At 59.4% G+C, this 24,239-nt stretch carries 20 protein-coding genes and 1 tRNA gene; 8 read left to right on the forward strand and 13 right to left on the reverse strand.

All coding sequences use genetic code 11. The annotated features are described in order from the left end of the window. Positions 1 to 87: 87 nt before the first annotated feature. The 4 genes from recO to HMPREF2894_RS06565 form a co-directional block, all read right to left on the reverse strand. Positions 88 to 939, reverse strand: a complete 852-nt coding sequence (recO, locus tag HMPREF2894_RS06550; protein WP_070678398.1) for a DNA repair protein RecO — start codon at positions 937 to 939, stop codon at positions 88 to 90. Positions 940 to 1,152: 213 nt separating this feature from the next. Beyond that, entirely contained in the window at positions 1,153 to 1,431 is a 279-nt protein-coding gene (locus HMPREF2894_RS06555; RefSeq protein ID WP_070643281.1) for a hypothetical protein, read from the reverse strand. Positions 1,432 to 1,790: 359 nt separating this feature from the next. Next, the gene (locus HMPREF2894_RS06560) at positions 1,791 to 2,750 is read right to left on the reverse strand and encodes an L-lactate dehydrogenase (RefSeq protein WP_070635232.1); all 960 of its coding nucleotides are present in this window, start codon (positions 2,748 to 2,750) and stop codon (positions 1,791 to 1,793) included. A gap of 276 nt (positions 2,751 to 3,026) precedes the next feature. Continuing rightward, positions 3,027 to 4,583, reverse strand: a complete 1,557-nt coding sequence (locus HMPREF2894_RS06565; protein WP_070643279.1) for an amidohydrolase — start codon at positions 4,581 to 4,583, stop codon at positions 3,027 to 3,029. 340 nt (positions 4,584 to 4,923) lie between these two features. On the opposite strand from HMPREF2894_RS06565, the gene HMPREF2894_RS06570 reads away from it, so the two are divergent. Next, positions 4,924 to 6,009, forward strand: coding sequence for a 2,3-butanediol dehydrogenase (locus HMPREF2894_RS06570; RefSeq protein WP_049362194.1), 1,086 nt, complete (start codon positions 4,924 to 4,926; stop codon positions 6,007 to 6,009). 202 nt (positions 6,010 to 6,211) lie between these two features. Here the strand turns inward: HMPREF2894_RS06570 and HMPREF2894_RS06575 are convergent. Further along, positions 6,212 to 6,297: transfer RNA gene (locus tag HMPREF2894_RS06575), tRNA-Leu, on the reverse strand. Between the two features lie 222 nt (positions 6,298 to 6,519). On the opposite strand from HMPREF2894_RS06575, the gene pepN reads away from it, so the two are divergent. After that, positions 6,520 to 9,192, forward strand: a complete 2,673-nt coding sequence (gene pepN, locus HMPREF2894_RS06580) for an aminopeptidase N (RefSeq protein ID WP_070678400.1) — start codon at positions 6,520 to 6,522, stop codon at positions 9,190 to 9,192. 388 nt (positions 9,193 to 9,580) lie between these two features. Further along, on the forward strand, positions 9,581 to 10,837 hold the full coding sequence (locus HMPREF2894_RS06585; protein ID WP_049347610.1) for an HIRAN domain-containing protein: 1,257 nt from the start codon (positions 9,581 to 9,583) through the stop codon (positions 10,835 to 10,837). 171 nt (positions 10,838 to 11,008) lie between these two features. On the opposite strand, the gene HMPREF2894_RS06590 is transcribed toward HMPREF2894_RS06585, so the two are convergent. The 6 genes from HMPREF2894_RS06590 to HMPREF2894_RS06615 all read right to left on the reverse strand — a co-directional run bounded on the left by HMPREF2894_RS06590 (position 11,009) and on the right by HMPREF2894_RS06615 (position 16,455). Continuing rightward, positions 11,009 to 12,199 carry an LCP family protein gene (locus tag HMPREF2894_RS06590; protein WP_070678404.1) on the reverse strand — a complete coding sequence of 397 codons (1,191 nt, stop codon included), beginning with the start codon at positions 12,197 to 12,199 and terminating at the stop codon, positions 11,009 to 11,011. A 326-nt stretch (positions 12,200 to 12,525) separates the two neighbouring features. Then, a complete protein-coding gene (locus HMPREF2894_RS06595; protein WP_005506069.1) occupies positions 12,526 to 12,780 on the reverse strand; it encodes a type B 50S ribosomal protein L31 in 255 nt (84 codons plus the stop codon). Between the two features lie 252 nt (positions 12,781 to 13,032). Beyond that, positions 13,033 to 13,911 carry a TrmH family RNA methyltransferase gene (locus tag HMPREF2894_RS06600; RefSeq protein ID WP_012903560.1) on the reverse strand — a complete coding sequence of 293 codons (879 nt, stop codon included), beginning with the start codon at positions 13,909 to 13,911 and terminating at the stop codon, positions 13,033 to 13,035. Then, complete coding sequence (locus HMPREF2894_RS06605) at positions 13,908 to 14,696, reverse strand: ABC transporter ATP-binding protein (RefSeq protein ID WP_012903561.1); 789 nt, start codon at positions 14,694 to 14,696, stop codon at positions 13,908 to 13,910. Before HMPREF2894_RS06605 ends, HMPREF2894_RS06600 begins: the two co-directional genes overlap by 4 nt. 226 nt (positions 14,697 to 14,922) lie before the next feature. After that, positions 14,923 to 15,666, reverse strand: coding sequence for an SDR family oxidoreductase (locus HMPREF2894_RS06610; protein WP_005506073.1), 744 nt, complete (start codon positions 15,664 to 15,666; stop codon positions 14,923 to 14,925). Positions 15,667 to 15,738: 72 nt separating this feature from the next. Continuing rightward, on the reverse strand, positions 15,739 to 16,455 hold the full coding sequence (locus tag HMPREF2894_RS06615; protein WP_005509097.1) for a beta-ketoacyl-ACP reductase: 717 nt from the start codon (positions 16,453 to 16,455) through the stop codon (positions 15,739 to 15,741). 286 nt (positions 16,456 to 16,741) lie between these two features. Between HMPREF2894_RS06615 and HMPREF2894_RS06620 the strand changes: the two genes are divergently transcribed. Further along, on the forward strand, positions 16,742 to 16,969 hold the full coding sequence (locus HMPREF2894_RS06620; RefSeq protein ID WP_012903564.1) for a hypothetical protein: 228 nt from the start codon (positions 16,742 to 16,744) through the stop codon (positions 16,967 to 16,969). Positions 16,970 to 17,124: 155 nt separating this feature from the next. Then, entirely contained in the window at positions 17,125 to 17,853 is a 729-nt protein-coding gene (locus HMPREF2894_RS06625) for a metal-dependent hydrolase (protein ID WP_012903565.1), read from the forward strand. A 787-nt stretch (positions 17,854 to 18,640) separates the two neighbouring features. On the opposite strand, the gene abc-f is transcribed toward HMPREF2894_RS06625, so the two are convergent. Then, on the reverse strand, positions 18,641 to 20,239 hold the full coding sequence (gene abc-f / locus HMPREF2894_RS06630; RefSeq protein ID WP_049341260.1) for a ribosomal protection-like ABC-F family protein: 1,599 nt from the start codon (positions 20,237 to 20,239) through the stop codon (positions 18,641 to 18,643). 292 nt (positions 20,240 to 20,531) lie between these two features. Here abc-f and HMPREF2894_RS06635 point away from each other — a divergent pair, with 292 nt between their 5' ends. Genes HMPREF2894_RS06635 through HMPREF2894_RS06645 form a run of 3 tightly spaced genes read left to right on the forward strand, consistent with a single transcriptional unit; the run spans position 20,532 to position 22,757 of the window. After that, complete coding sequence (locus HMPREF2894_RS06635; RefSeq protein WP_070593270.1) at positions 20,532 to 21,173, forward strand: biotin transporter BioY; 642 nt, start codon at positions 20,532 to 20,534, stop codon at positions 21,171 to 21,173. A gap of 32 nt (positions 21,174 to 21,205) precedes the next feature. After that, on the forward strand, positions 21,206 to 22,093 hold the full coding sequence (locus HMPREF2894_RS06640) for an energy-coupling factor ABC transporter ATP-binding protein (RefSeq protein ID WP_070678407.1): 888 nt from the start codon (positions 21,206 to 21,208) through the stop codon (positions 22,091 to 22,093). Continuing rightward, positions 22,083 to 22,757 (forward strand): energy-coupling factor transporter transmembrane component T family protein, encoded by a 675-nt coding sequence (locus HMPREF2894_RS06645; RefSeq protein WP_070678409.1) that lies wholly within the window; start codon positions 22,083 to 22,085, stop codon positions 22,755 to 22,757. The genes HMPREF2894_RS06640 and HMPREF2894_RS06645 overlap by 11 nt, the downstream gene beginning before the upstream one ends. Positions 22,758 to 22,836: 79 nt before the next feature. Here HMPREF2894_RS06645 and HMPREF2894_RS06650 read toward each other — a convergent pair whose 3' ends face one another. After that, the gene (locus tag HMPREF2894_RS06650; protein WP_070678412.1) at positions 22,837 to 23,691 is read right to left on the reverse strand and encodes a DUF4253 domain-containing protein; all 855 of its coding nucleotides are present in this window, start codon (positions 23,689 to 23,691) and stop codon (positions 22,837 to 22,839) included. Positions 23,692 to 24,239: the final 548 nt, after the last annotated feature.

A 24,239-nucleotide genomic window follows, 5' to 3' on the forward strand; every position in this document is an offset into this window, starting at 1 on the left:
TACCGTGACATAGCGCGCATGGGCGGGTGCTTCGGGGGTTATTTTGCGTCCTGGTTGGCCCATGTTTGACGCTCCGGCGTGCATCTTTTACGATGCAGGAATTTCTGCTTCGAGGGCGCTCGCCGTTTTCAGGGGGTGTTCGAGCAGGTTCTGGGTGGTTTTCAGGTAGAGTCCCAGAATTTTGGAGGCGACCGGCACCGGTGCTGCGTCAATAGTCGCCCAGGCGCGCTGATCCGCCGATGCGGTAGCGAGCGCATAGTCGAGCTCTTCGGCACGCAGGCCGGTCAGGGGTGTGTCGGTGGCGGGTGCGCATTGGGGGCAGAGGATCGTGTGGTGCCCGTAGGTGTGGGCGGTGTGGAATGCAATATACCTGCCACTTCCGCCTGTAGCGACGGGGGTACTACTGTCTGCCCCGTTATCGCCCCGGCTATCGGCACTGACCAGCGGGTTGCCGCATCGGGTGCAGTTTTCACCGATGAGCGGCCAACCGGCGGCATTCATGCTACGCGCCAGGTAGCGGGTCAGGATTCTCTGCGGCACGTGTTGCCCGTGCGCGAGCGCGGCAAGCGCCCCGTGGGTGAGGGTGTAAATATCGGCGGTGCTGTCGGTGTCTTTGGTGAGTGCTTCTGCCAGTTCGGCGATGGTGGAGGCGCACGTGTACGCATCGTAGTTCGCCATAATCGGTGCGGTGTAGGCGTGCAGGGTTGCCGCCTGGGTGATGGTGTGCAGGTTGGTTCTGCCACGGCTGAAGGACAGGTCGGTGTGCATGAACGGTTCGAGTCGTCCACCGAATTTGGAGGTGGGTTTGCGTACGGCTTTGGCGACGGCGTGGGTGATTCCGCCATCGCGGGTGAGCATGATGATGATGCGGTCGGTCTCGCCGAGTTTTTGGGTGCGGAGGATGAGGGCGGCGTCGCGCCAGGTGCGGGGTTCGCTCACGGGTGTCTCCGTTCTCGGTGCATGCTCGGTGGGTATCAGGCAGGCAGGTTTTCGGTGGGCTTCTCAGTAGACGTTGCACTCAGTAGGCGCTGAGGAGCGGGCGCTTGGTAGGCGCTGCACGGGTGTTGTGGGTACGGTTCGACCCCTGCCTCGTTACCCCGCATAGGGGGTACCGGTCAGGGGTCGGTCCGTAACGTATGGGCGAGGCGCTACTTAGTCCTCGTACTCAATATCGTCGTCGTCTTCATCTTCTTCGTCGTCGACCAGTTCGTCTAGGTCGTCCTCGTCTTCGTCACCGTAGACGCTCAAGGGGGTGACCTCGTTGTGAGCCTCGAAAAGGGCATCTTCGTAGGCTTCGAAGGCGTTGGCGATTTCTACGTACGCCTCATCGACGGCGGGGTCGTGCTCGCCGGTTCGGTTTACGACGGCGGTCAGGTGCGCCTCCAGCGCGTCAAGGAGGCGGGTGAGTTCGGTGCGAGGATCAATGCTCATGCCATTATTCTACTACCTACGCGCCTATGGTGTGCGCCGGGCGGTCATACGGCGGTTTAAACGCGGAACTATGAACGGGCGCGGCAGGTCAATCGGCAGGTAAATTCGGCGCCGCGAAGAGAGCACCAAAGCCAAAGCGGTAAAGCCAGGTTGGTCACGCGAAGCAGCACGCGGCGCATCAAGCCCCGCATAGAAGACCTTACAGACACAGCGAACCCGCCGTCCCCAGCTCCCCCACTCCTCAAGGGAGCAGGTGCCGGGTGCGGCGGGTTCTTCTGTCGGTTAGCTCAGCTTGACGCTGCGCCTACTGAATGTTTGCTTCTTGCGGGTTGAGCCCGAGAGAATGAGAAGCCGGGTTTTTAGAAGCCCAGGGAAGCTGCGGATGCGCGGATTGCCTCAGCGGATGCCTTCAGCTGTGCCAGCTCAGCCTCGTTCATGGGAACCTCGAGCACGCGCTGGATGCCCTGACGGTTCACGATGGTGGGCAGGGACAGTGCAACGTCCTTGAAACCGTACAGCTCGCCTGCAATGGTGGTGGAGACGGGCAGCACTGCGTTCTGGCCGCCGAGGAATGCCTCAGCGATACGTGCGCCGGAGATACCGATTGCGTAGTTGGTGGAACCCTTGCCCTCGATAACCTTGTATGCTGCGCGCATAGCTTCGGTTGCGAGCTCTGCACGGACCTCTTCGGTGAAGACAGGCTTGCCGTCCTGCTCCCACTCGGTCAGGGGAACCATACCGATGTTTGCTGCGGACCAGACGGGGAACTCGGAGTCGCCGTGCTCGCCAACAACGTTTGCGTGAACGCTCTTGATGGAGACGCCAGCCTTGTTAGCAATCAGCCAACGCAGGCGGGAGGAGTCCAGAACGGTACCGGAGGACAGCACGCGGTTTGCGGGCAGGCCGGTAATCTTCTGGGCCACAACGGTGAGAACGTCACAGGGGTTGGTGACGAGCATGATAATCGCGTTGGGTGCTACGGACAGAATGTTCGGCAGCAGCTTCTCGAGGATTGCGACGTTTGCGCCTGCCAGTTCGAGGCGGGGCTGACCCGGCTTCTGGCGAGCACCAGCGGTGATGATGACCATGTCGCAGTCGCGCAACAGCTCGATGTCGTCGCCACCGGTTACGGTTGCTTCGTGTGCGAACATTGCACCGTGTGCGATGTCCAGTGCTTCAGCGTGTGCGCGCTTGCCGTCGATGTCGTACAGGACGATTTCGTCTGCGGAGCCGCGGACCATAGCTGCGTATGCGGTTGCGCTACCGACGCCGCCTGCACCGATGACGCCGAGCTTGGTGGGGTTGTTGACACCGTTCATTGCTGTATGCCCTCTTTTCGTGAGAGTTATCCGTGTGGTGCGAGAGGATTCTCGCGTGGTCTATAAGGAAGCGGGTGTGTGCCTCGGGGTTGAATTTCCTTGGGCGGGCGTCCTTCCCCGGTGAGCTTGCTTCGTTATGTTCTATTATGCCGCAGATTTTGCGTTTTGTGTTGGGTTATTTTGCTTTTTTCGATGGGTGCTGGTGACTTTATGGGCTATGAGGGGTGTTTTTCACTCACAAAACCAAATAATGACGTTCTGACCTTTTGAGCAAGCTCACATGCCGCTAAAGTAGCCCTCCACATCCACGGCGCCGCCGGAAGCCTCAAAATCAGCACGAACCGCATCCGCCAGCTCGTCGTCGACCAGGAAGTCCAAAGCCACAGACGCCAGACCGAACGCCGCATCCAGAGCAGCATCCACCGCCGCCGGAGTGTCAGCACAGTGCGCGAACTCCACCGTGTGCATACCGGTACCCTCGGGCGCAATCTGAATCAGCGGGTGAATACCGGGCACGCGCAGGCTCACATTACCGAAATCAGTAGAAGCCGCCAGGGTGTCACTGACCGTTCCGGGCGGGTACGGGTGGCGACCCACCGAACGCTGAGCCGAAACCCAACGCTTCAACAGCGGACGGTTCGTACGCACCGGCATGGTCATCGGCGAAGAATCCCACGTCACCTCCGCACTCACGCCAGCCATGAGCGCCGCACCGCGCAGCACCTCCTCAACCCGTCGCGACAGCGCACGCAAAGTCGGCGCGTACTTAGAACGGATATTAATATGCAGGCTCGCGGAGGCAGGAATCAGATTCGGGGCGTCCCCGCCGTGGTCAATAATCGCGTGAATACGGTCAGAACCAGGAATCTGCTGACGCAACAACCCCAGGCCCTGATACGCCAAATTCGCCGCATCCAGTGCGTTACGACCCATAAACGGGTGCGAGGAAGCGTGCGCACTCACGCCCGTATAGGTCACGCGACATTCACGGCGACCCAACCACGCCTGATCAGCCACATCCATAAAGTAGGGGTGCACCATAATGGCGGCATCCACCTGCTCGAACGCGCCGGCGCGTGCCATCAGCTCCTTACCGGCATCGGACTCTTCGGCGGGCGTGCCGTAATAAAGGACCCTGCCGCTGAACGCCTCGGGGCCGGTAGCGAGCGCATCCGCCAGGGCAAGGAAAGCGCCCAGCCCGGATACCGCGATGACGTTGTGGCCGCAGCCGTGACCGATGCCCGGCAGCGCGTCGTATTCGGAAAGAATCGCAATGGTGCGGTGTGTGGCGGGGTCGTAGTCGGCGCTGGTGAGCTCCACCTTGAACGCGGTATCCAGACCGAAGGCGGGGTACTCGATACTGAGGTTCGGGTTACTGAGGTTCGGGCAGGCTTCGCGGACCGCATCAACGAGCGTGCGGGAGGCGAAATACTCCTCGTAGGCAGTCTCAGGATGCGCGTGAATCGCCTTGAGAATTGCGGTCAAAGAGTCCGCGCGCGTGGCTACGGATTCGGCGAGGTCGCGGCGAATATGCGCCAGCCCGCTGTCTTCGTCGAGGCGGTGCCCGTGATGCTTGCCGTGACTACGTTCCTGCTCGGGATGCGCATGGTCGGGGTGCTTGTGCCCGTGCTTGCGGCGGTGCTCAGCGGCACGCTTACGCTGCTCGGTTTCGAGGGCGAGGATTTCGGAGTACTCGCTACCGCGCACGCAATCAGCGTCGGGTGCGTCGTAGTGGCGGGTTGTTGCGGCGGGTCGGTTCGGTGCCGTTCGACCGGAACTGTCAGAAGTAGGCTGGGTGTGGGCGGCGGTGCCCTGTGCGTTCGCGTCAGTCATGCTTCTACGCTACCGTCTGCGCTCGCCGGGCGCTAGATGCTCGGGCGTGATGGAGTCGAAAACACCCAAAAAGAAATATCTGTCACATAAAAGAAATTTTGTATATATCCTAGGAATCTTTGATTTATAGGAGTAGCGTTAAGCACATGGGAGCGACAATCCAGCCGCACCCGTCACCATCCGGCGCTAGCGATGCGAATGCCGGCAGGACAGTTCACAACCGGTCCAAACCATGTCGTTTGGGCCTCTGTCAATACAGTGACAGACCCAAGGACGCGAACCGTACCGGCAAGCACACACCGCAGTGAGCGCCACAACCACGCTAAGGAGCTCCAATCCCATGAAGGCAGCACGCTTCTACGACCGTAACGACATCCGCATTGAAGACATCCCCGCACCCGAAGCAGCTGCGGGCGAGGTTCTGATTAAGGTCGCCTGGTGCGGCATTTGCGGTACCGACCTGCACGAATACCTGGACGGCCCCATCTTCTGCCCCCAGCACGGTCACCCCCACCCCATTTCTGGCGAGGACTCCCCCGTCACCCTCGGTCACGAATTCTCCGGTGTTGTTGAGGCACTGGGCGAAGGCGTAGACGACCTTGAGGTTGGCGACCACGTTGTCGTCGAGCCCTACATCATTCGTGATGACGTCTACACCGGCCCCGACTCCAAGGACTACCACCTGTCTAAGGACATGAACTTCATTGGTCTGGCAGGTCGCGGTGGCGGTCTGTCCGAGAAGGTTGCTGTCAAGCGTCGCTGGGTTCACAAGATTCCTAACAACATTCCCCTGGACGAGGCTGCACTGATTGAGCCCCTGAGCGTTGGCTACCACGCTGTTGAGCGTGCAGGCGAGTTCGAAGAGGGCGCATTCGCACTGGTGACCGGTGCTGGCCCCATCGGTCTGCTGACCTCCGCAGTTCTGAAGGCTAAGGGCGCTAAGGTTATCATCTCTGAGCTGTCCCCGCTGCGCCGCCAGAAGGCTCTGGACTCCGGCGTTGCTGACTACGCTTTCTCCCCCGCAGAGGTTGACGTTCTGGCTGAGATTCACAAGCTGACCGACGGCCGTGGCGCTGATATCGCGTTCGAGTGCACCTCCGTTCAGCCCGCACTGGACCTGATTCTGGATGCTCTCAAGCCCACCGGTAAGGTCGTCATCGTCTCCATTTGGGGCAAGCCCGCTTCCCTGGATGTTCAGAAGGTTGTGCTCAAGGAGCTCGATATCCGCGGCACCATCGCATACGTGAACTCCCACCCGGAGACCATCAAGCTCGTTGAGTCCGGCAAGATTGACCTCAAGCCCTTCATCACCGGCAAGATCGCTGTGGAAGACCTGATTGACAAGGGCTTCGACACCCTGATCAACCACAACGAGACCGCTGTGAAGATTCTGGTCACCACCGACCCGGAGCGTCTGGCTGAGTAATCTCTCTGAGTGCTGAGTAATTCAGTTTCAGCTGATGCAGCTACTCTTCTAGCTTCCTTAGCGTAGCTAGTGTGGGGTGAGGTTCCTTTCGAGGAGCCCCACCCCACTACTTTTTTGTACGCTTTTTACCGGGTGCACAAAACCGGGAATACAAAACCGAGCATACAAAAATCCCCGGTTCCGAAGAACCGGGGATTATCTGTGCGCGAGGGGGGACTTGAACCCCCACCCTCTAATACGAGGACTAGCACCTCAAGCTAGCGCGTCTGCCTATTCCGCCACCCGCGCAGGTGACTTTCGAACGTTTTCCTTTCGGTGCCGTTCGAAGCAACACGTAATACTATACGGGCTTTCTGGATACTCCGCAAATCGAAAGAGTATGTTCTGCATCACATATTCGAGGTTGGTTAGTTCCCCACACCCCGGGTAATCTTCTCGCACCTTGAGTAATATGACCGGCACGCCCACTCAACTGCCATATTTGCGGTCATAACGACTAGAATAAAGAGCATGAATAATGAGAACCTCTCCCGCGAAGAAGCCGCAGAACGTTCGGCTCTCATCAGTGTCGACACCTACGACGTGCATGTTGACCTGACTAACGCCAAGGACCCCGAATTCGAGTCCTACCCCACCGTCACCACCGTCCGATTCTCCTGCGACACCCCCGGTGCAGAAACCTTCATCGACTACATCCACCACAGCGTCGACTCCGTTAAGCTCAACGGCACCGAACTGACCCTGGCCGATGTCGTCAACGGCGCACGCATCACCCTGCCCAACCTGCAGGCAGAAAACGTGCTCACCATCCACGGTCGCTCCTACTACTCCCGCTCCGGCGAAGGTATGCACCGCTACTTCGACCCCTCCGATGGTCGCGTCTACCTGTACACCCAGTACGAGCCCTCCGACTGCCGCCGAGTCTTCCCGAACTTCGAGCAGCCCGACCTGAAGGCAGTCTTCAACTTCCGCATCACCGCACCCAAGGACTGGGTCGTCAGCTCCAACGGCGTACTCGAATCCCAGGTCGTAGACCCCACCGACGACTCCATCACCAAGCGAGTCTTCTCCCCCACCGCAAAGATCTCCACCTACATCACCGCAATCGTTGCCGGCGAATACTTCACCGCAACCACCACCTACAAGCCCAAGAGCAAGGTCAACAGCGGCGACATCCCCCTGGTCGCATACTGCCGCCAGTCCCTCAAGCCGCACTTCGACTACGACCACATCTTCAAGGTCACCGAAAACGGCCTGGACTTCTTCCAGGACCTCTTCGACTACCCCTACCCGTACCCCAAGTACGAGCAGGCATTCGTGCCCGAATACAACATCGGCGCAATGGAGAACCCCGGTCTGGTCACCTTCACCGAAGACTACATCTTCGTCTCCGGCGCAACCGAGGATGACCTCGAAGGCCGCACCAACACCATCTGCCACGAAATGGCACACATGTGGTTCGGCGACCTCGTCACCATGAAGTGGTGGGACGACCTGTGGCTCAAGGAATCCTTCGCAGACTTCATGGGCACCCTCGGCGCTAAGGAAGCCAACAACTTCAACGACGCCTGGGTCACCTTCGCGAACAACCGCAAGGCATGGGCATACATGCAGGACCAGCTGCCCACCACCCACCCCATCGTCGCTGACATCCCTCACCTGGAAGCAGCATCGCAGAACTTCGACGGCATCACCTATGCAAAGGGCGCATCCGTGCTCAAGCAGCTGGTCGCCTACGTCGGCTTCGACACCTTCATCGAGGCAGCACGCGTGTACTTCAAGCGCTTCGAGTGGGGCAACACCTCCCTGAACGACTTCCTGCAGGTACTCAACGAGGTGTCCGGCCGCGACATGCAGGCATGGGCTAACGCATGGCTGCAGACCTCCGGCGTGTCCGCACTGGGCACCAAGCGCGTCTACGGCGAAGACGGCCAGCTCACCGACCTGATCCTCACTCAGGAACTGCCCGCACAGCAGCCCGCAGGTCTGGGCCGCCCCCACGTTGCAAAGCTGGAAACCTTCGCGCTGACCGACGGCAAGCTCACCTCCACCGGCCTGCTCTCCCTCGAGTACCCGGCAGAGCCCGTCTCCGAGCACCGCGTGGAGCTCACCGACGAGCAGAAGAAGCTCGTTGGCGAAGCTGACCTGCTCATGCTCAACGCAGAAGACCACACCTACGCCAAGGTTGCTCTGACCGACGAAGACGGCCTGCAGGCAGCTATCGAAGGTGTCTCCACCCTCGAATCCGCGCTCTCCCGCGGCCTCATCTGGGGCTCCCTCTGGGAGAACGTGCGCGATGCACGCCTGCCCGTCACCACCTACGTCGACGCAGTCGTACGCAACGTCTCCAAGGAACCGAGCGCATCCCTGCTGGGCACCATGGTCAACAACGCACAGGTCGCTATCGCAACCTTCTCCGCACCCACCGGCCGCGAGCGCCTCTACGACGCTCTCTACGACGCATTCGCAGCCGCACTGGCACAGGCTAAGCCCGGCTCCGACGAGCAGCTGATCCTGCTGCGCGGCCTGATTTCGGTCTCCACCAACGCGACCAAGGGTGAAGAGCTCTGCCGCGATATTGCCCGCGGTGCTTTCGAAGACACCACCGGCGATATTGCTGACGCAACCGGCATTCCTTACGACCAGAACCTGGGTTGGAGTGCACTGGGTGCGCTCGCAAGCCGCGACCTGGTGACCGTTGAGGATCTGGACCGTGCGGCGAAGTACAGCCCCTCCTCGATTTCTTCGAATGGTTACGCGTACGCGATTGCTGCCCTGCCCTCTGCTGAGCGTAAGGCTGCGGCGTACAAGACCATCATGGAAGACGAGTCGCTGTCGAACGACGCTCTGGCTTCGACCATTAACGGTTTTGCTCGCGGTCCGGTTGAGCTGCGTGAGTCCTACTACGACTCCTACTTCGAGGCTCTGCTGCCCCTTTGGGCGTCTCGTTCGATTGGTATGGCGACCCGCATTGTGCGTGGCCTGTACCCGAAGGCTCCGTACAACACCGGCTCCACCGAGGGTCTGGGCGTTGAGGGCAACCCCTCCGTGGCGCTGGCTCAGCGTTGGCTGGAGGCGAACCCCGAGGCTCCGTCGGCTCTGCGTCGTCTGGTTCTGGAGGCTCAGGACCACGGTCGTCGTTCGATTGTGGCTCAGAAGTTCAACGCCTCCCTGCAGGACTAAGCTACATGGTTTGAGGGCTTGTGGCGGGGTGTGAGCCGGTATCTAGACTAGGTTCCGCTCTCCCCCGCTAGGTTCTCTAGCCTCTTTGAGAGACTGCCGTTCGGCACGCCCCCGGTAACGTACCGGGACGCGCCGGGCGGTGGTCTTTTTCTGGCTCATCTATAGAATTCATAGCGGCGGTATGCCGTCTAAATATTTCCCTCATACAGTGGTTCACATACTGACAAGGGCACTTATTACCGGGGCAGTTTCACCAGGGCACAAAACTATATGCACCCGGTGCTAAAAGACAGATAAATGTCACCCGTTTTTGTGAGCTGTCCACACTGAAAGCATGAGAGAATAGACTAGGTATCCGCTCGCTTAGACACATCAGAAGGAGTTTTCAGTGGTCGATTACGCACTCGGTGACCGCGGTAGCGTTGACATTGTCACCGATGATTACTACGAAGCAGAAACCCTCCAAATCTTTGAGGAACTGCACATCGACCGTGAACGTATCTGGTACGGTGAAGCGCGCCTCGTTCCCGAACCGGATAACCCTTACGAACCTAATAGCATCGCTGTCTACATTGACGAATTCAAGGTAGGCCGCATGAGCCCGGCAGACTCCGCCGCGTACTGGGATTCCATTACCCGCGTGGTCGCCTCCGGTTACGAACCCATTGCGCACCTGCAGCTTTCCGCCGTTGCCGTGCGTGCTGAAGGCGGCGGCATGCACGTGAAGAGCACCGGTGTGCTCTCCCTGTCCGCACCCGGCTCTCTCTTCCCCCTCAACGACGCACCGACCCGCGCGACCCTGCTGCCCCAGGGCCCGTCCATGAAGGTACTCGACGAGAAGGAACACTCCGAATACCTGCACAGCATCCTGCCGCCCAGCGGTGAAGGTCGCGTGATCCTGACCCTGGAAGCGAACCAGCTCAAGACCTCCGACGGCCGCTTCGTTGACAGCGTGGAGGTGCGCCACGACCGCAAGCTCGTGGGCCGCCTGAGCACCCAGATGTCTGAGCAGCTCGCACCCGTCATTCGTTACGCGTTTGAGAACGACCGCCTCACCAGTGCGTGGGGCACTATTCGCGGTAACACCCTCGAGCTGTCGCTGACCGTTCAGGCTGCACGCCCCGCCGACATTCCGCAGGAATGGTACGAGACTCTGCCCAATAACGTTCCGGCACTGCTACCCGCTGGCGAAGAGTACGAGGTGCCCGCCGCATTCGTACCCACCGAAGGCGAGCGCCACTACCTGGAGTCCTCCGCACAGCAGGCTCCGAAGAAGCGTCGCGGTTTCATGAGCTCCCTGACCGGTGGTTCCATTGCTTCTGAGTCGACCCACCATGAGCCCACCGCCGAGAAGCCGATGATCGAGTACAGCCTGGAAGAAGAGGAGTACTACGAGCCGAACGAACGCGACCGCCTGGTGAACCTGGTCAAGGGTGCAGGCCTCGCCGTTCTGGTCGCCGGCCTGATCTCGATGCTGTGGACCCCGATGCTCGGCATCCTCATCGCTATTCTGGGTGGCGCTGTCGCGGCTGTAGCGTTCTACTTTGGTCGCCAGCCCCACTACGACGACTACGAGGAATACGACGAGTACGAGGAAGAATACGAAGAGACTGACGAGGCTGAAGAAGCAGACTCGAAGGCATAAACTCCTTCCCAACAGGACGTAAAAATACGAAAGGGGCGACTACCCCACCATCACGGTGAGGTAGCCGCCCTTTCACGTACCCTGTTTTCCCAGGAACGGTTAACTAGGAACGGTTAAACACAGCGGGGGTGAAAGCGCATACAAGCGTTCACCCCCGCAAGGAGTTAGATCTTAGTCCTGACCGTAAGTAGCCATGAACTGATCCATCGTGTCATTCTGCAGTGCGCTTGCCAGGTGGGCATTTGCAGCCTGGTTAACCAGAATGATTGACTGACCGTCATAGGACCAACCCGGGCCAGCGTTCGGCAGAGTGGTCATGCGCATCGTAGTGTCACCGCTGGTCAACACCGGAGCCGCAATCTGAGCAATCTGCGCCGCATTCAGACCGGAGTCCACACGCATGTAATCAGTCAGAGACTCGATAGAAGACTGGAAAGAAGCAACATTGCTCAGCGCGCCCTTAGCCTTCATCGTGTTGTATAGGCCGCGCAGGAATGCACGCTGGTTACGAACACGCTGGTAGTCACCATCAGCGAAAGAGTAACGTTCACGAACAAAGCTCAGAGCGCCACTGCCGTTGAGGTGCATCAGACCCGGGGTAAAGGTCCAGACATTACTGGTGAATGCGAAGGGAACCTGGACGTCCACGCCACCAATGGCATTCACGAGAGACTTGAATCCTTCAAACTCAATTTCAGCCACATGGTCGATCTTGACGCCCACCAGGTTTTCGATGGTAGCAACCTGTAGGGAAACACCGCCGTAGTTTAGCGCCGCGTTCACCTTAGCCGTACCGTAACCGGGAATATCAACCCAGGTGTCACGCATAATCGAGATGATGTACACACCCTTGCCGTCAGCCGGGATGTGCATCAGCATGATGGTGTCCGCACGGGAACCGCTCACCAGAGCTGCATCAGCACCAGTACGGGTATCGCTACCGAGCAGCAGAATGTTCTTGCCGGGTCCCTTAATAACGCCGTAATTGTATCCGTTGTCCAAGATACCGTCGCCGTCCTTATCGTGTTCGCTGGCGTTCGCTGCAAGAGCCGCAGCAGCATCGGAGCTGTTCTCACCATTAGCACCGTTCTTGCCGGTATCCGAGTTGGTGACGGTCGGAGCCTTCAGCTCCGTCACGTTGAGCTTCTTAGCCTCGCCAAGCTGCTCCTTAATTTTGCTGAGATCTTCATCCACCTTAGTGATGGAGTCAAACTTCTCGGTCTTGCTATCCCAGGTGTGGCCAGCACGCCAAATAAAGAAACCAATACCGAGGGTAATAACCAGCAGAAGAATCAGCAGGATCAGCAGAATACGCTTGACCCATTTCTTCTTCTGCGACGGTTCAGAGTGAGCGTCGCTCATTAAGTTGTCCTTTGTTTGAGGTGGTGATACGCGAGACGCGCAGCGCATCCAGCGAAGTCTCTCGAGTGCAGAGAGCCGGAGAATACCCGCCGATATGGGGCGGCGCTGGAGGGCACAGAAAATGCACAACTCGCAAAATACTTTCCCATTGTAACGCTGTCAGCGGGTCTGCGCACCGGCGAACGAAAGGTTTTACACTACAACTTTCCTCACGTTCACGCGATTTATTTTGCTATGTGCCGCAGAACGCACAATGCCCCGCCTCCCTGAAAACCAAGGAGAACGGGGCATTGATTTCGCTAAAAAGCAAAACTGGGACAGAAGATTTACTTCTTGCCGAAGTTGCCGAAGCGTGCGTTGAAGCGCTCGACGCGACCTGCGGAGTCCATGATGCGCTGCTTACCGGTGTAGAACGGGTGCGACTCGGACGAGATTTCAACCTCGACGATCGGGTACTCGTTGCCGTCTTCCCACTTCTCGGTCTTGTCCGAGGTCATGGTGGAACGGGTCAGGAAGACCTTGCCGGATGCGAGGTCGCGGAACAGAACCAGGTTGTAGTCCGGGTGGATTTCTGCCTTCATTGATTACCTTCTTCTGCTACTGGATTTTGCCAGTAGCCCTTATATAGATGGAGTAGGTTTTTCGATGTGCAGCTATCGAGAAAATCTCAGAGCGCATCACCATTGTGCCCGCATAGGGCGCACACAACCCATTAAGGGTACCACCTTCACGGATTAAATCCCAGTACGTTCCCTCACAGGCACCAACCGACACGCCGCAAGGGCACCCGAAGAAGGCACTCACGCGGGTTAATAACCAGGTGAGACCTCAGGTTATGAACGCGGGCGGGTCTCCCAGAACGCCACGGCGCTCGCCGCCGCAACATTCAAAGAATCCACACCGTGCGACATCGGAATCATCACCGTATCGTCACACGCCGCCAAGGTGCGGGGCGACAGACCGTGCCCCTCCGTGCCCAGAATCAGCGCAAGCTTCTCATCCCGGCGAGCAGACAGCTCCTCCAGGGTCAGCGAGTCCTCCTCCAAAGCCAACGCCGCGCTCTTAAAGCCCAGCTCGTGCAGGGTCTGCAAGTCAGCAGGCCACGACTCCAGGCGAGCCCACGGCACCTGAAAAACAGTACCCATCGACACTCGAATCGAGCGGCGGTACAGCGGATCAGCGCACCGCGGAGTCACCAGCACAGCATCCACGTTCAGCGCGGCAGCCGAACGGAAAATAGCGCCCACATTCGTGTGGTCCACAATATCTTCCAAAATCGCCACGCGAGAGGCACCCTGCAGCAACTGCTCCAGAGGCTGCGGCTCCGGACGAGCCATCGCCGCCAACGCACCACGATGCAGATGAAAACCGGTCACCTGCTCCAGCTGCTCCTCACTACCCACATACGCGGGAGTGTCAGGATGGGCGCGCAGAACATCCGCCAAATCATCAGCCCACTTCTCACTCATCAGGAAAGAAACGGGCTGATGACCGGCAACGAGCGCACGACGAATCACCTTCGAGGACTCCGCAATGTAAATACCCCACTGCGGCTCCATGGCGCTACGGAGCTTCACATCGGTCAGCTGCGTGTAGTAGCGCAAAGCCTGCTCGGGTGCCTGCGCCAGAGCCGTGACCGACTCGATGGCGTAGACACGCTCGGCACGCTCAGCGATCTGTTCGGCGCTCAGCTGCTTCGGGGCACGGCTCATGCGCGCTTGAACGCGGAGTAACGACCCGCGGAGGTGACGGTCAGAGCCAGGTCCATATCGTAGGTTGCGGCGAGGTTAGCCTCGGTAATGGTGGACAGGATCGGGCCGGCAGCAACCACGCCGCCGTCACGGATCAGCAGGGCGTGGGTGAAGCCCGCCGGGATTTCCTCGAGGTGGTGGGTGATGAGCACGGTAGCCGGTGCGTAGGGGTCAGCGGCAAGTGCGGTCAGACGCTCAACCAGGTCCTCACGGCCAGAGATGTCCATGCCTGCGCCGGGCTCGTCCAGCAGCAGCAGTTCGGGGTCGGTCATCAGTGCGCGAGCAATCAGCGCACGCTTGCGCTCGCCGTCGGAGAGGGAGCCGAAGGTGCGGTCAGCGAGGGTGTCGACGCCCCACTCAGCCAGCAGTTCGGTGGCACGCTCGTCGTCCATGACGTCGTATTCTTCCTTCCAACGGCCGGACACAGCGTACGCTGCGGTCACGACAACGTCGGAAACCTTCTCGTTGGCGGGAATCTGGGTAGCCGAAGCACCGGAGGACAGACCAATGCGCGGGCGCAGGTCGAACACGTCAACAGCGCCGAGGGTCTCGTCAAGGATTTCAACCTCGCCGCTGGTCGGGTGCAGGCGGGCTGCCGCAATCGAAAGCAGAGTGGACTTACCGGCGCCGTTGGGGCCCAGAACGACCCAACGTTCACCTTCGTTCACAGTCCAGGAAACGTCGTTGAGAATCTTGCGGCCGCCGCGAATCACGGAGACATTCTGAAGGTTGAGTACGGTGCTCATGGTTCTTCTTCCAGTGAGTTAGATGGATGGGATGCGCCCCACCCCGCAACCCGTGCCGGGTTATCGGAGCGGTTGGCGCATAGTGCGCGGGTACCCCACATTGGGTTCCTCGCGCTAAACCTTAGGGGCTATAGGTGCCGCCGCGTCAGGGGCGGCGCGCCTCATCAAATGTACCTTGTCAGAGGGGCGGGCGCATCCGCGACGGCACCCATAGCAGCTGAAGTTATTAGTCGATGAAGCCGCGTGCGCCGCCAACCAGCTCAACGTGGCCGGTTTCAACGTCTGCGGTGACCATCTTCGCGATTTCCTGCGCGAACTCGTTGACGGTGTAGAGCTTGCCGGCGGTCTCGCGGCGCTGCTCAATGGCGCCGGGGTGCAGGCGGTTCAGCAGGGTTGCGGTGACGGTGCCTTCAATCATGTCAGCGGACACGACGACCAGGGAGATACCCTTCTCGGAAAGTGCGGGGATCTCGGCGATCAGTGCGTCTTCGCCTGCGCGCTTGGACTCTGCGACGGGCTTGTACTCGTCCATGGTCTCAACCTCGCGGATGAAGTGCGCCTGGTGGCTGGTCACGAACACGATGCGTGCGCCTTCGGGCATCTTCTCTGCAGCCAGGCGTGCCAGGTTCAGCTGTGCGTCACGGTTCAGGCGCATTGCGTAGTCTTCGCCCATGCCGGTTTCCATGCCGCCCGAAGCGTTCAGAATCAGGTAGTCCAGGGAACCGAAGGTCTCCACGGCGGTGTTGACGAGGTTCTGCAGGTCCTCATTGTTGGTCACGTCAGCCTGCACCGCGATTGCCTTGCCGCCAGCCTCTTCAATAGCCTTGACGATCTTGTTCGCGCGCGGTGCCTTGGAGCGATAGTTCACCACAATGTTCGCGCCCTCAGCGGCGAGAATCTGTGCGGTGTCTGCGCCAACACCGCGGGAGGAGCCGGTAATGATAATGGTCTTGCCGGTCAGCTGTGCCATAGTTTTATGTCCTTAAAGTCTAGAAAGGGTGCGCCCACGCTCAGGCGCTTCGTGCAGTCCGTACGGGTGGGGTTAGTGACCCATACCCAGGCCGCCATCAACGGGGATGACAGCGCCAGAAATGTAGCTAGCCTCATCGGATGCGAGCCAGCGAATCACGCGAGCGACCTCTTCTGCCTCCGCGAAACGACCAGCGGGGATGGACGCCAGGTAGTTCTTCTTGGTTTCCTCGGGCAGAACCTCGGTCATTGCGGTGTTAATGAAGCCCGGTGCCACCACGTTAGCGGTGATGTTACGGCCGCCCAGCTCACGGGTGATGGAGCGTGCCATACCGACCAGTGCAGCCTTAGATGCGGAGTAGTTGACCTGGCCGGGGGAACCGTACAGACCCACCACGGAGGAAACCAGGATGATGCGGCCGCGCTTGAGCTTCAGCATGCCCTTGATGGCGCGCTGAACCACGCGGAAAGAACCGGTGAGGTTGGTGTCGACCACGTCGGTGAAGTCGGATTCCTTCATGCGCATCAGCAGCATGTCGCGGGTGATACCTGCGTTGGCGACCAGCACCTCCACGGGGCCGAACTCTGCTTCAATTTCCTTGAATGCTTCGTTAATGCTGTCGGCATCGCGTACATCTGCCTTGACGGCGAAAAATTCTTCGGGGGCTTCACCGCTACGGTAGGTGATGCAGACATTGTGTCCTGCTGCCTGGAATTCCTTGGCAATTTCGTAGCCGATGCCTCGGTTGCCGCCGGTGACCAGCACGGTCTTGGGAGTGTTCTCGCTCATGAGCTTCCTTGATGAGTCGACCCCTCGCGATCGGAGCCGATGCAGCGGCTACGCGGTTGGGGTGTGGACGGATGGACAGACAAACCCTATTTTACCGCGTTTTAGCGCAAAGGTGCCGCAGGCTACACTCCGCTCTTGAACACTGAACACCCGCTCCCCTTCTTTTACATGCCTCATCGGGCGCGTACACTAGCTGAAGCGGAACAGCCCGCACCCCTTTTCTGCCCGGTCTCGCGGGCACGGAATAACACCGCACGTCGAGGCGCAATAGTAAGGATAAGAAGACATGGATCTGCTCGGTTCACTTTCTCAGGATGCACAGCCTGAGTACGCCAAGTGCTCCCGCAAGGGCTGCCAGCAGACGGCAGAATTTCAGCTGCTCTGGAACAACCCGAAGGTGCACACCCCCGAGCGCCGCAAGATTTGGTTGGCGTGCTCCGAGCACGTGGGCTGGCTGGAGAATTACCTGCGCGAGCGCGAATTCTGGAAGCAGACTCTTCCGTTTGAGAGGTAGTGCCGATTGAGAAGTGATGCCGCTTGAGGGGATAACCCCACCTATCGAAAGTAATTTCGATATATGCTATATTTGTTCTAATTAGTTCGAGTGAACATCCCGGAACCCAGGCAACCACACTCGCAGGGCAATCACATTCAAGGAGGCACCTCCCCATGATGGGCTATTCGCACACCGTCAGCGCCGCAGCTGGCTGGCTAGTGCTCGTCGAGACGGGAGTGGTGCAGGTTCCCGATACCCCCACCCTCATCGTGACCACCCTGGCGTGCGCCGGTGCGGGCATGCTCCCGGATATTGACCACCACAACGGCAGTATCGCCAACTCCATCCCACCCCTTTCACGCTGGGTAGCACGTATTGTCGGGGCGGTCAGCGGCGGACACCGCAAGGGAACGCACTCCATTTTGGGTCTGATAGCTTTCTGGGCGGTTGCCTATTTCAGTGCCAACCTGAGCTACAACGGAATCCCCTGGGCTTCACTGCTTCTTGCCGCATTCTCGGGCGGTCTAGCCTTGCGCGTGCTCGGCGCACCGGGTGGATGGATCGGTGCCGTTGCCCTTGGATACGCAGCCTATACAACCGATTCGCTGGCGCTGCTCCCCTGGGCTATTTCAGTTGGCGCCACCATTCACCTGATTGGCGACCTGCTGACAACCCGCGGCCTGCTGCCCCTCTACCCCATTGTCATCAAGCCCCTGGTGGCATCCCCCCTATGGAAAAAGAGCGGCTACATGGCGCTGCCACTCCTGGGTGATGCCGGCAGCGTACGCGAGAAGGCACTCGTTCTAGCACTGACCGGGTACATCGCCTGGTACGCGGCAGCCATGATGGGCTTTACCGAATACCCCCTACAAATGTTCGGACTGGGTATTCACGCCGCATAACTAAATTCTCACTGAGGACAGCAAAGCGCCCCGTCACTTCCCTATGGAAGCGGCGGGGCGCTTTTCTAATCCTTATCCCGACCTATCGGGGTGAGAGATTAAGCGTCCTGGATGGGCCAGAAGACGTCAACCTCAACGTTCTCTTCACCGGAGGTGGGGTACTTCTCGAACTCAGTGTTGTGCATTGGCAGTTCTCCTTCGTGAGCGGGCGGGAATCTCTTCTCCCCCGCGCTAGCTCACCATCGGTAGTGAGCCCTAATGTTTCGCGTTTGCGTCCTCGCAGTGGCGGGAACAGTTACAAGTCTACGCCCCATGTATGTTGTGTTTCTACCATTTTTCCCACAATGTATGTAGAGACACATGAAAAATTCAAAAAGCCCACACAGACCCCCCGAAATATCGCCTGAGAGCTTTTCTTTCCCTCAGAAAAACCCACAAGGCAACATTATTTCCCGTCAAATACGCCGCAAGTTTCATGTGTCAGAACCCACAAATCACATGCACGGGAACGCAATTACACCACATATGATCAGAAAACAATACAACCCCACGGGTCAGGTCACATTTTTCCGCACTATTCGCGAGAAAAATACCGACAATATCTCCGCAACACATTTTCAGAACACAAAAAACACGCCCTGGACAATACACCCCGGCCAATACGCCACAAACAATACGCCCCGGACAATAAAACAACGCGCAATACACGTAAAGAGGCCCCGGCACCACACGGTACCGGAGCCTCCCCCGTACTTTCATGTCGGCTTTGATGTTCAGCGGATATTGCTTACGCCAGCGAAATCAGGTCCTGGTATTCCTTCGACCATAGGTCCTCCACCGCATCCGGCAGAAGCAGCACACGCTCGGGGTCGAGCGCCTCCACGGCACCCTCATCGTGAGAAACCATCACGATAGCGCCCTGGTACGCCTTCAACGCGTTCAGAATCTCCTCACGCGAGGCGGGGTCCAGGTTGTTGGTCGGCTCATCGAGCAGTAGCACATTCGCACTCGACGCCACCAGGGTCGCCAGGGACAGACGGGTCTTCTCACCGCCGGAAAGCACACCGGCAGGCTTATCCACGTCATCACCGGAGAACAGGAACGAACCCAGAATCGTGCGCACGCGGGTGTCATCCAGATCCGGCGCGGCAGACTTCATGTTCTCAAAGACAGTGCGGTCGCCATCAAGAATTTCGTGTTCCTGCGCAAAATAGCCCAGCTTCGCGCCGTGACCGTACACAACCTCACCCGTATCAGGCTCGGTGGAACCAGCCAGCATGCGCAGCAGAGTGGTCTTACCGGCACCGTTCAGGCCCAGCACCACCACTCGCGAACCGCGGTCAATCGCCAAATCAACGTCCGTGAAAATCTCCAGAGAGCCATAGGACTTCGACAGGCCCTGCGCAGAGAGCGGAGTCTTACCGCACGGCGCCGGATCCGGGAAGCGAATCGCCGCAACCTTATCGCTCTGACGCTCCTCCTCCAGGCCGCGCAGAAGCTTCTCAGCACGCTTAATCATCTGCTGAGCAGCAACAGCCTTCGTCGCCTTCGCGCGCATCTTATTCGCCTGCTCCATCAGAGCATTCGCCTTCTTCTGCGCATTCGCACGCTCACGCTTGCGGCGGTGCTCGTCCTGCTCACGCTGAGTCAGGTAGTTCTTCCAGCCCATGTTGTACTGGTCAATCACGCAGCGGTTCGCGTCCAGGTAGAAGACGCGGTTGACGACCAGCTCCATCAGGTCAACATCGTGGCTAATGACCATCAGGCCGCCCGAGAAGTTCTTCAAGAAGTCACGCAGCCACAGAATCGAGTCGGCATCCAGGTGGTTGGTCGGCTCATCCAGAAGCATGGTGTCCGCATTGGAGAAGAGAATACGCGCCAGCTCCACACGGCGACGCTGACCACCCGACAGAGTAGACAGCGGCTGGGCGAGCACACGCTCCGGCAGGTCCAGGTTGGAGGTGATGACCGCCGCCTCCGACTCAGCCGCGTAGCCGCCACCGGCAATGAACTCAGCCTCAAGACGGTCGTAGCGGCGCATACCCTTAGCGCGCACCGCCGGGTCTTCACTCGCCATATCGTCCTGCGCCTGACGCATCTTACGCGCCACACCGTCCAGGCCACGCGCCGAAAGGATGCGGTCACGCGCCAGCTGGCTCATGTCATCCACCTTCGGGTCCTGCGGAAGGTAGCCGATAGTGCCGCTGCGGGTCACCGTACCGTCAGCGGGCAGGGTCAGACCGGCAAGCACCTTAGTCATAGTGGTCTTACCGGCACCGTTGCGGCCCACCAGACCAATCTTGTCACCCTTATCGATGCGGAAGGTGACCTCTTCCATGAGCAGGCGCGCGCCTGCACGCAATTCGAGGTTCTGTACAGCAATCATGGGTGCCTTTCCGGATGGCGGTCTGGTGTGTGGGTTGATAGTGCTCGGTAGGCGGGATTCGCCGGGTTAGAAGCGGCGAGCGCGCAGAGCACCTCATCAATTTTAGTGCAGGCGTGCCGAGTGCGCATGTGGGGCACCTTTTGTTTTTGTGGTATGCGGTGTACTATACATACCGAACACTATTTGTAGAACATTGTTCAAAACTGGGTTGTGACAAGCAAGTCAACCACCGCCACCCTCAACTCTGTAGAAAAATCTGCAGAGCAACACGTATCAAAGGAGTACCACCCCAATGACCGATTCCGTGCGCGAATCAGCCCAGGCACCGCAGGCAACCCAGGCACCGCGCCGTAACGTAGCGGCAAAGACCTCCCTCGCCACCGATCTCTCCCTCATCGCAGTGTTCGCGGGCTTCATCGCCGCGCTCGCCATCATGCCCGCCGTCAGCTTGGGCGGCGTTGCGGTTCCCTTCACCTTCCAAACCCTCGGCATTTACATCACCGCTCAGGTACTCGGCGGCAAGCGTGCCACCGCCTCCGTGGCGCTGTACCTGCTGGTTGGTTTCGCTGGCCTGCCCATCTTCGCTAAGGGCGGCGCCGGCTTGGGTACGCTCGCCTCCCCGAGTGCCGGCTACCTGCTCGGCTTCCTGCCCTTCGCCGCTATTGCCGGTACCCTCGCCTACCTGTTCACCCGCAACACCCGTTCGGTTGGTGCAACCTTCCTCATGGCTCTGGTCGCGAACTTCTGCGGTTTTGTGGTTCTGACCGCCTGCGGTATCGCCGGTATGATGGTGAACGCCCACATGACTTTTGACGCCGCATTCAGCGCGGCAATGGTATTCGTTCCCTGGGATCTGGTAAAGTCCACGATCGCGGTTCTGGTTGGTTTGTCGGTACGCCGCGCCTTCCCGTCCCTGGCTTCTACCCAGCGTTAAAGGCACACGATGTGCCACACGAGAGGATAGCTATGTTTTTTCGCCGCTCCACGCGCCAGCCTGCACCGCAGCAGGTGCAAGGCGAGCAGGCGGTGAGCGCCTCTACCAGCATGCCCGCCCTTGAGCTTGAATCGGTGAGTGTTTTCACCGAGCTGCCCGAAGGCGGGCATCGCCGTATCCTCAAGGATGTGAGCCTGCGGTTCACGGCGAAGCGCACCGCGGTGCTGGGTCTGAACGGTAGCGGCAAGTCCACCCTACTGGGGCTTTTCAATGGGCTCACCCACCCGGATGAAGGTATTGTGCGTGTGAACGGTGTCGACACCCTGGATGCGCCGAGCCGCGGCTCGACGGGCGCTCGCGGTCATTCCCAGGGCGCTTTTGAGGGTGTGGGCATGCTCTTCGCCCAGCCGGAGGCGCAGCTGATTATGCCCACCGTTGCCGAAGATATTGACCTGAGCCTGCGCCGTGCCGCCGCCGTTGAAGGCAGTGCCCTCAGCGGTGAGCAGCGCCTCGAACGGATTCGTGAACTGCTCCGCGAGCGCGGCCTCGAACACCTTGAAAACCAGAGCGTTTTCACCCTCTCAGGAGGCGAAAAGCAGCTGGTCGCTCTCACCAGTGTGCTGGCGGCGCGCCCGCAGATTCTTCTGCTCGATGAGCCGACCACCCTGCTGGATTTGCGCAATCGCGCGCGGCTGCTCAAGCACTTGGAGTCGCTGGATCAGATGCTGGTGCTCAGCACGCACGATCTGGATTTGGCGGCGTCCTGCGATGAAGCCGTCATTATTCACGATGGGCGCCTGCTCGCTCAGGGGGATGCGGAGCAGCTGGTGCAACAGTACCGCACGTGGTGTGCTGAGGGGTTCCCGAACGAGGGTGCTACCGAAGATCTGGATTCGGCAGGAGGCGCCCATGGGCGCTAACACGCCGCGCGTGAATCCTCGCCCCGCCGCCCAAGGCTCGGATTTCAACCCCGGTACTCTGCTGGTGGGTTTCTACCAGCCGTTGAACACGCCGGTGCATCGGGCGCCGCTGTGGTTCAAGAGCACGCTCTTCTTTGGGCTGTTTCTGCTGTTGGCGGTGACCGGTTGGCAGGTGGCGCTGGTGGCTTTGGTGGCGTCCACGTTCTGCGCGTTGTGGGCTGGTGTGCCGGCCTCCCAGCTGTGGCTGGTGGTTCGCACGCTGTCTCTGCTACTACTGATTATGGTCGGCTATTACGTGTTGACGGGTCAGTACGCCTCCGGCGCGGATGCTATCGCGACCATGCTGACGGCTTTTTATGCGTCCCGCGCTCTGCTGGTGAGCACTCCCCTGCCGGTTCTGATTGACGGCTTTGTGAGGCTGTGTTCGCCGTTGCGTTTCGTGGGTCTTTCCCCCGAGCGTCTGGGTCTGCTGATTGCGTTAATGGTCCGGTCGATTCCGGCGCTCATGGACCGTTGGGGTGCGTTGCGCAGGGCGGCGGTGGCGCGTAACCTGCCCAAGCGCATGTATTGGCGGCTGCTGATTCCGTGGGTGGTGCAGGCGGTTGATTACGCGACGGCGACCGCTCGTGCTTTGCGCGCGCGACACGTGGACGAGCTGAAATAACGCAGATACGCGAGAGGGGCGGGGTGAACCGTGTAGGTTCATCACGCCCCTTCGCTTTAACTCGCCTAGCTAGGCTGGTTTAGGGTGTTTCAATGAGGAGCACCGCCGGGAGCTGCTCCCACCACAGGTACCAGTCGTGCTGACCGTAGAGCGCCTCCACAAGCTTGTCGAAGCCGCGGTAGACACGCACCGGCATCGCCGAGGAAACCATCGTATGCTCAACCGCCAGGATCTCGGCGTCGCGGCGGGTCGTGACCGGCACCGGCGTGTAGAACTCGATAAAGTCCGAGGCGATAACAGCCGGGTAGGCGTCATCGCGTTCAAACCAGTAGCGGGCAATGGACAGCATCGCCTCGGGGCTGGGGCTGGAATCCCACCCGCCAAAGGGCAGGTAGGCAAATACCCCGGATACATCCCGCAGCGGCAGATCCATGATGAGCAGTTCCGCGGCACTGTCAATGTCGGTGGTTTTGACCTTCTCATTGATGATGCCGGCGGTCAGCTCGAAGGGGTACTCCGCTTTCAGGGGCGTACCAATATCGTCTTCGCCGAGTTCGCCGTTTTCCATGAGGCGGCGGTAGGTCTGCAGGTAGGTGCTCTCGTTCAGGTGCCGGAACGCCTCGTGCGCGGCAACTTCTACACCGACCTGATCCAGGTAATGATGCTGGTCGGTGATGAGCTCATGTGCGTACCGCTCAACGGTGTCGGCGGTGATGTCCTGCACTGGGGTTGAGGTACGTAGGGAGACGTTATTCTCAATGGTTCCGAGCAGGGTCGGGTCGAGGGCAACCACGATGGGGGTTGTTCCCCGATTCTTGCCCTCGTAGAGGTGTTCGAGGTATCGCCGGTTAAGTTCGGCTCGTGGGGCGCCGTGGCGGATTCGCTCGTGTGGGTAGGGATACAAAGCGACGAAGCGCTCGTAGAGCTCTGCCATGGTGTTCTCCGATGTTTGGTTGCCCCCAGTTTATCGCGTATTTTCGCACAAAAATACGGGTTTTTGGATGTTTTATCAGGGCGTGGAGGGCGTGTAATTTTTTCGTTTGATGAGTGTGTATCGGTGTGTGCTAAACACGCTTAAACTGCCTTAGTGTTGGGCGGTTTGTGCACCGATTTTCGCCAGAAAAAGACAGAAATTTTTTGCCACCATATGAGATTTTGGGCGGTTTACGCTGGGCGGCACCAAAGGGTACGGCGGACACTTTCGTGGAGGTGTCGGGCGCCTCCTGAATGCCTGTTACCAACCGCAGATACACGGCAGAAAGGGCACCAAACCCACAAGTTCAGAGGGAAAAACACCCTATTTTCTTCTTCTGCGCGTCATATTTGACGTATTAGGGGTGTCTCGGGCGAGTTCTACCGCCACCGCGTAGCTGCTGGAGTAAAGTGTTGGTACCAGCTACCGTTCCGTATCGGCTTAGCGCAACGTACCGGCACGGTCGCGGGTGCCGTCAACTCGCAGGAGTCTAAACCAACGGAGGTTCT

This window comes from Rothia sp. HMSC066G02, assembly GCF_001813145.1.
Lineage (GTDB): Bacteria > Actinomycetota > Actinomycetes > Actinomycetales > Micrococcaceae > Rothia.

What these genes read in the sequence shown, in the direction of transcription:
- HMPREF2894_RS06555 (WP_070643281.1), bottom strand. Translation starts at nt 1,431, where the DNA reads ATGAGCATTGATCCTCGCACCGAACTCACCCGCCTCCTTGACGCGCTG.
- HMPREF2894_RS06560 (WP_070635232.1), bottom strand. Translation starts at nt 2,750, where the DNA reads ATGAACGGTGTCAACAACCCCACCAAGCTCGGCGTCATCGGTGCAGGC.
- HMPREF2894_RS06565 (WP_070643279.1), bottom strand. Translation starts at nt 4,583, where the DNA reads ATGACTGACGCGAACGCACAGGGCACCGCCGCCCACACCCAGCCTACT.
- HMPREF2894_RS06570 (WP_049362194.1), top strand. Translation starts at nt 4,924, where the DNA reads ATGAAGGCAGCACGCTTCTACGACCGTAACGACATCCGCATTGAAGAC.
- pepN (WP_070678400.1), top strand. Translation starts at nt 6,520, where the DNA reads ATGAATAATGAGAACCTCTCCCGCGAAGAAGCCGCAGAACGTTCGGCT.
- HMPREF2894_RS06590 (WP_070678404.1), bottom strand. Translation starts at nt 12,199, where the DNA reads ATGAGCGACGCTCACTCTGAACCGTCGCAGAAGAAGAAATGGGTCAAG.
- HMPREF2894_RS06595 (WP_005506069.1), bottom strand. Translation starts at nt 12,780, where the DNA reads ATGAAGGCAGAAATCCACCCGGACTACAACCTGGTTCTGTTCCGCGAC.
- HMPREF2894_RS06600 (WP_012903560.1), bottom strand. Translation starts at nt 13,911, where the DNA reads ATGAGCCGTGCCCCGAAGCAGCTGAGCGCCGAACAGATCGCTGAGCGT.
- HMPREF2894_RS06605 (WP_012903561.1), bottom strand. Translation starts at nt 14,696, where the DNA reads ATGAGCACCGTACTCAACCTTCAGAATGTCTCCGTGATTCGCGGCGGC.
- HMPREF2894_RS06610 (WP_005506073.1), bottom strand. Translation starts at nt 15,666, where the DNA reads ATGGCACAGCTGACCGGCAAGACCATTATCATTACCGGCTCCTCCCGC.
- HMPREF2894_RS06615 (WP_005509097.1), bottom strand. Translation starts at nt 16,455, where the DNA reads ATGAGCGAGAACACTCCCAAGACCGTGCTGGTCACCGGCGGCAACCGA.
- HMPREF2894_RS06620 (WP_012903564.1), top strand. Translation starts at nt 16,742, where the DNA reads ATGGATCTGCTCGGTTCACTTTCTCAGGATGCACAGCCTGAGTACGCC.
- HMPREF2894_RS06625 (WP_012903565.1), top strand. Translation starts at nt 17,125, where the DNA reads ATGATGGGCTATTCGCACACCGTCAGCGCCGCAGCTGGCTGGCTAGTG.
- abc-f (WP_049341260.1), bottom strand. Translation starts at nt 20,239, where the DNA reads ATGATTGCTGTACAGAACCTCGAATTGCGTGCAGGCGCGCGCCTGCTC.
- HMPREF2894_RS06635 (WP_070593270.1), top strand. Translation starts at nt 20,532, where the DNA reads ATGACCGATTCCGTGCGCGAATCAGCCCAGGCACCGCAGGCAACCCAG.
- HMPREF2894_RS06640 (WP_070678407.1), top strand. Translation starts at nt 21,206, where the DNA reads ATGTTTTTTCGCCGCTCCACGCGCCAGCCTGCACCGCAGCAGGTGCAA.
- HMPREF2894_RS06645 (WP_070678409.1), top strand. Translation starts at nt 22,083, where the DNA reads ATGGGCGCTAACACGCCGCGCGTGAATCCTCGCCCCGCCGCCCAAGGC.
- HMPREF2894_RS06650 (WP_070678412.1), bottom strand. Translation starts at nt 23,691, where the DNA reads ATGGCAGAGCTCTACGAGCGCTTCGTCGCTTTGTATCCCTACCCACAC.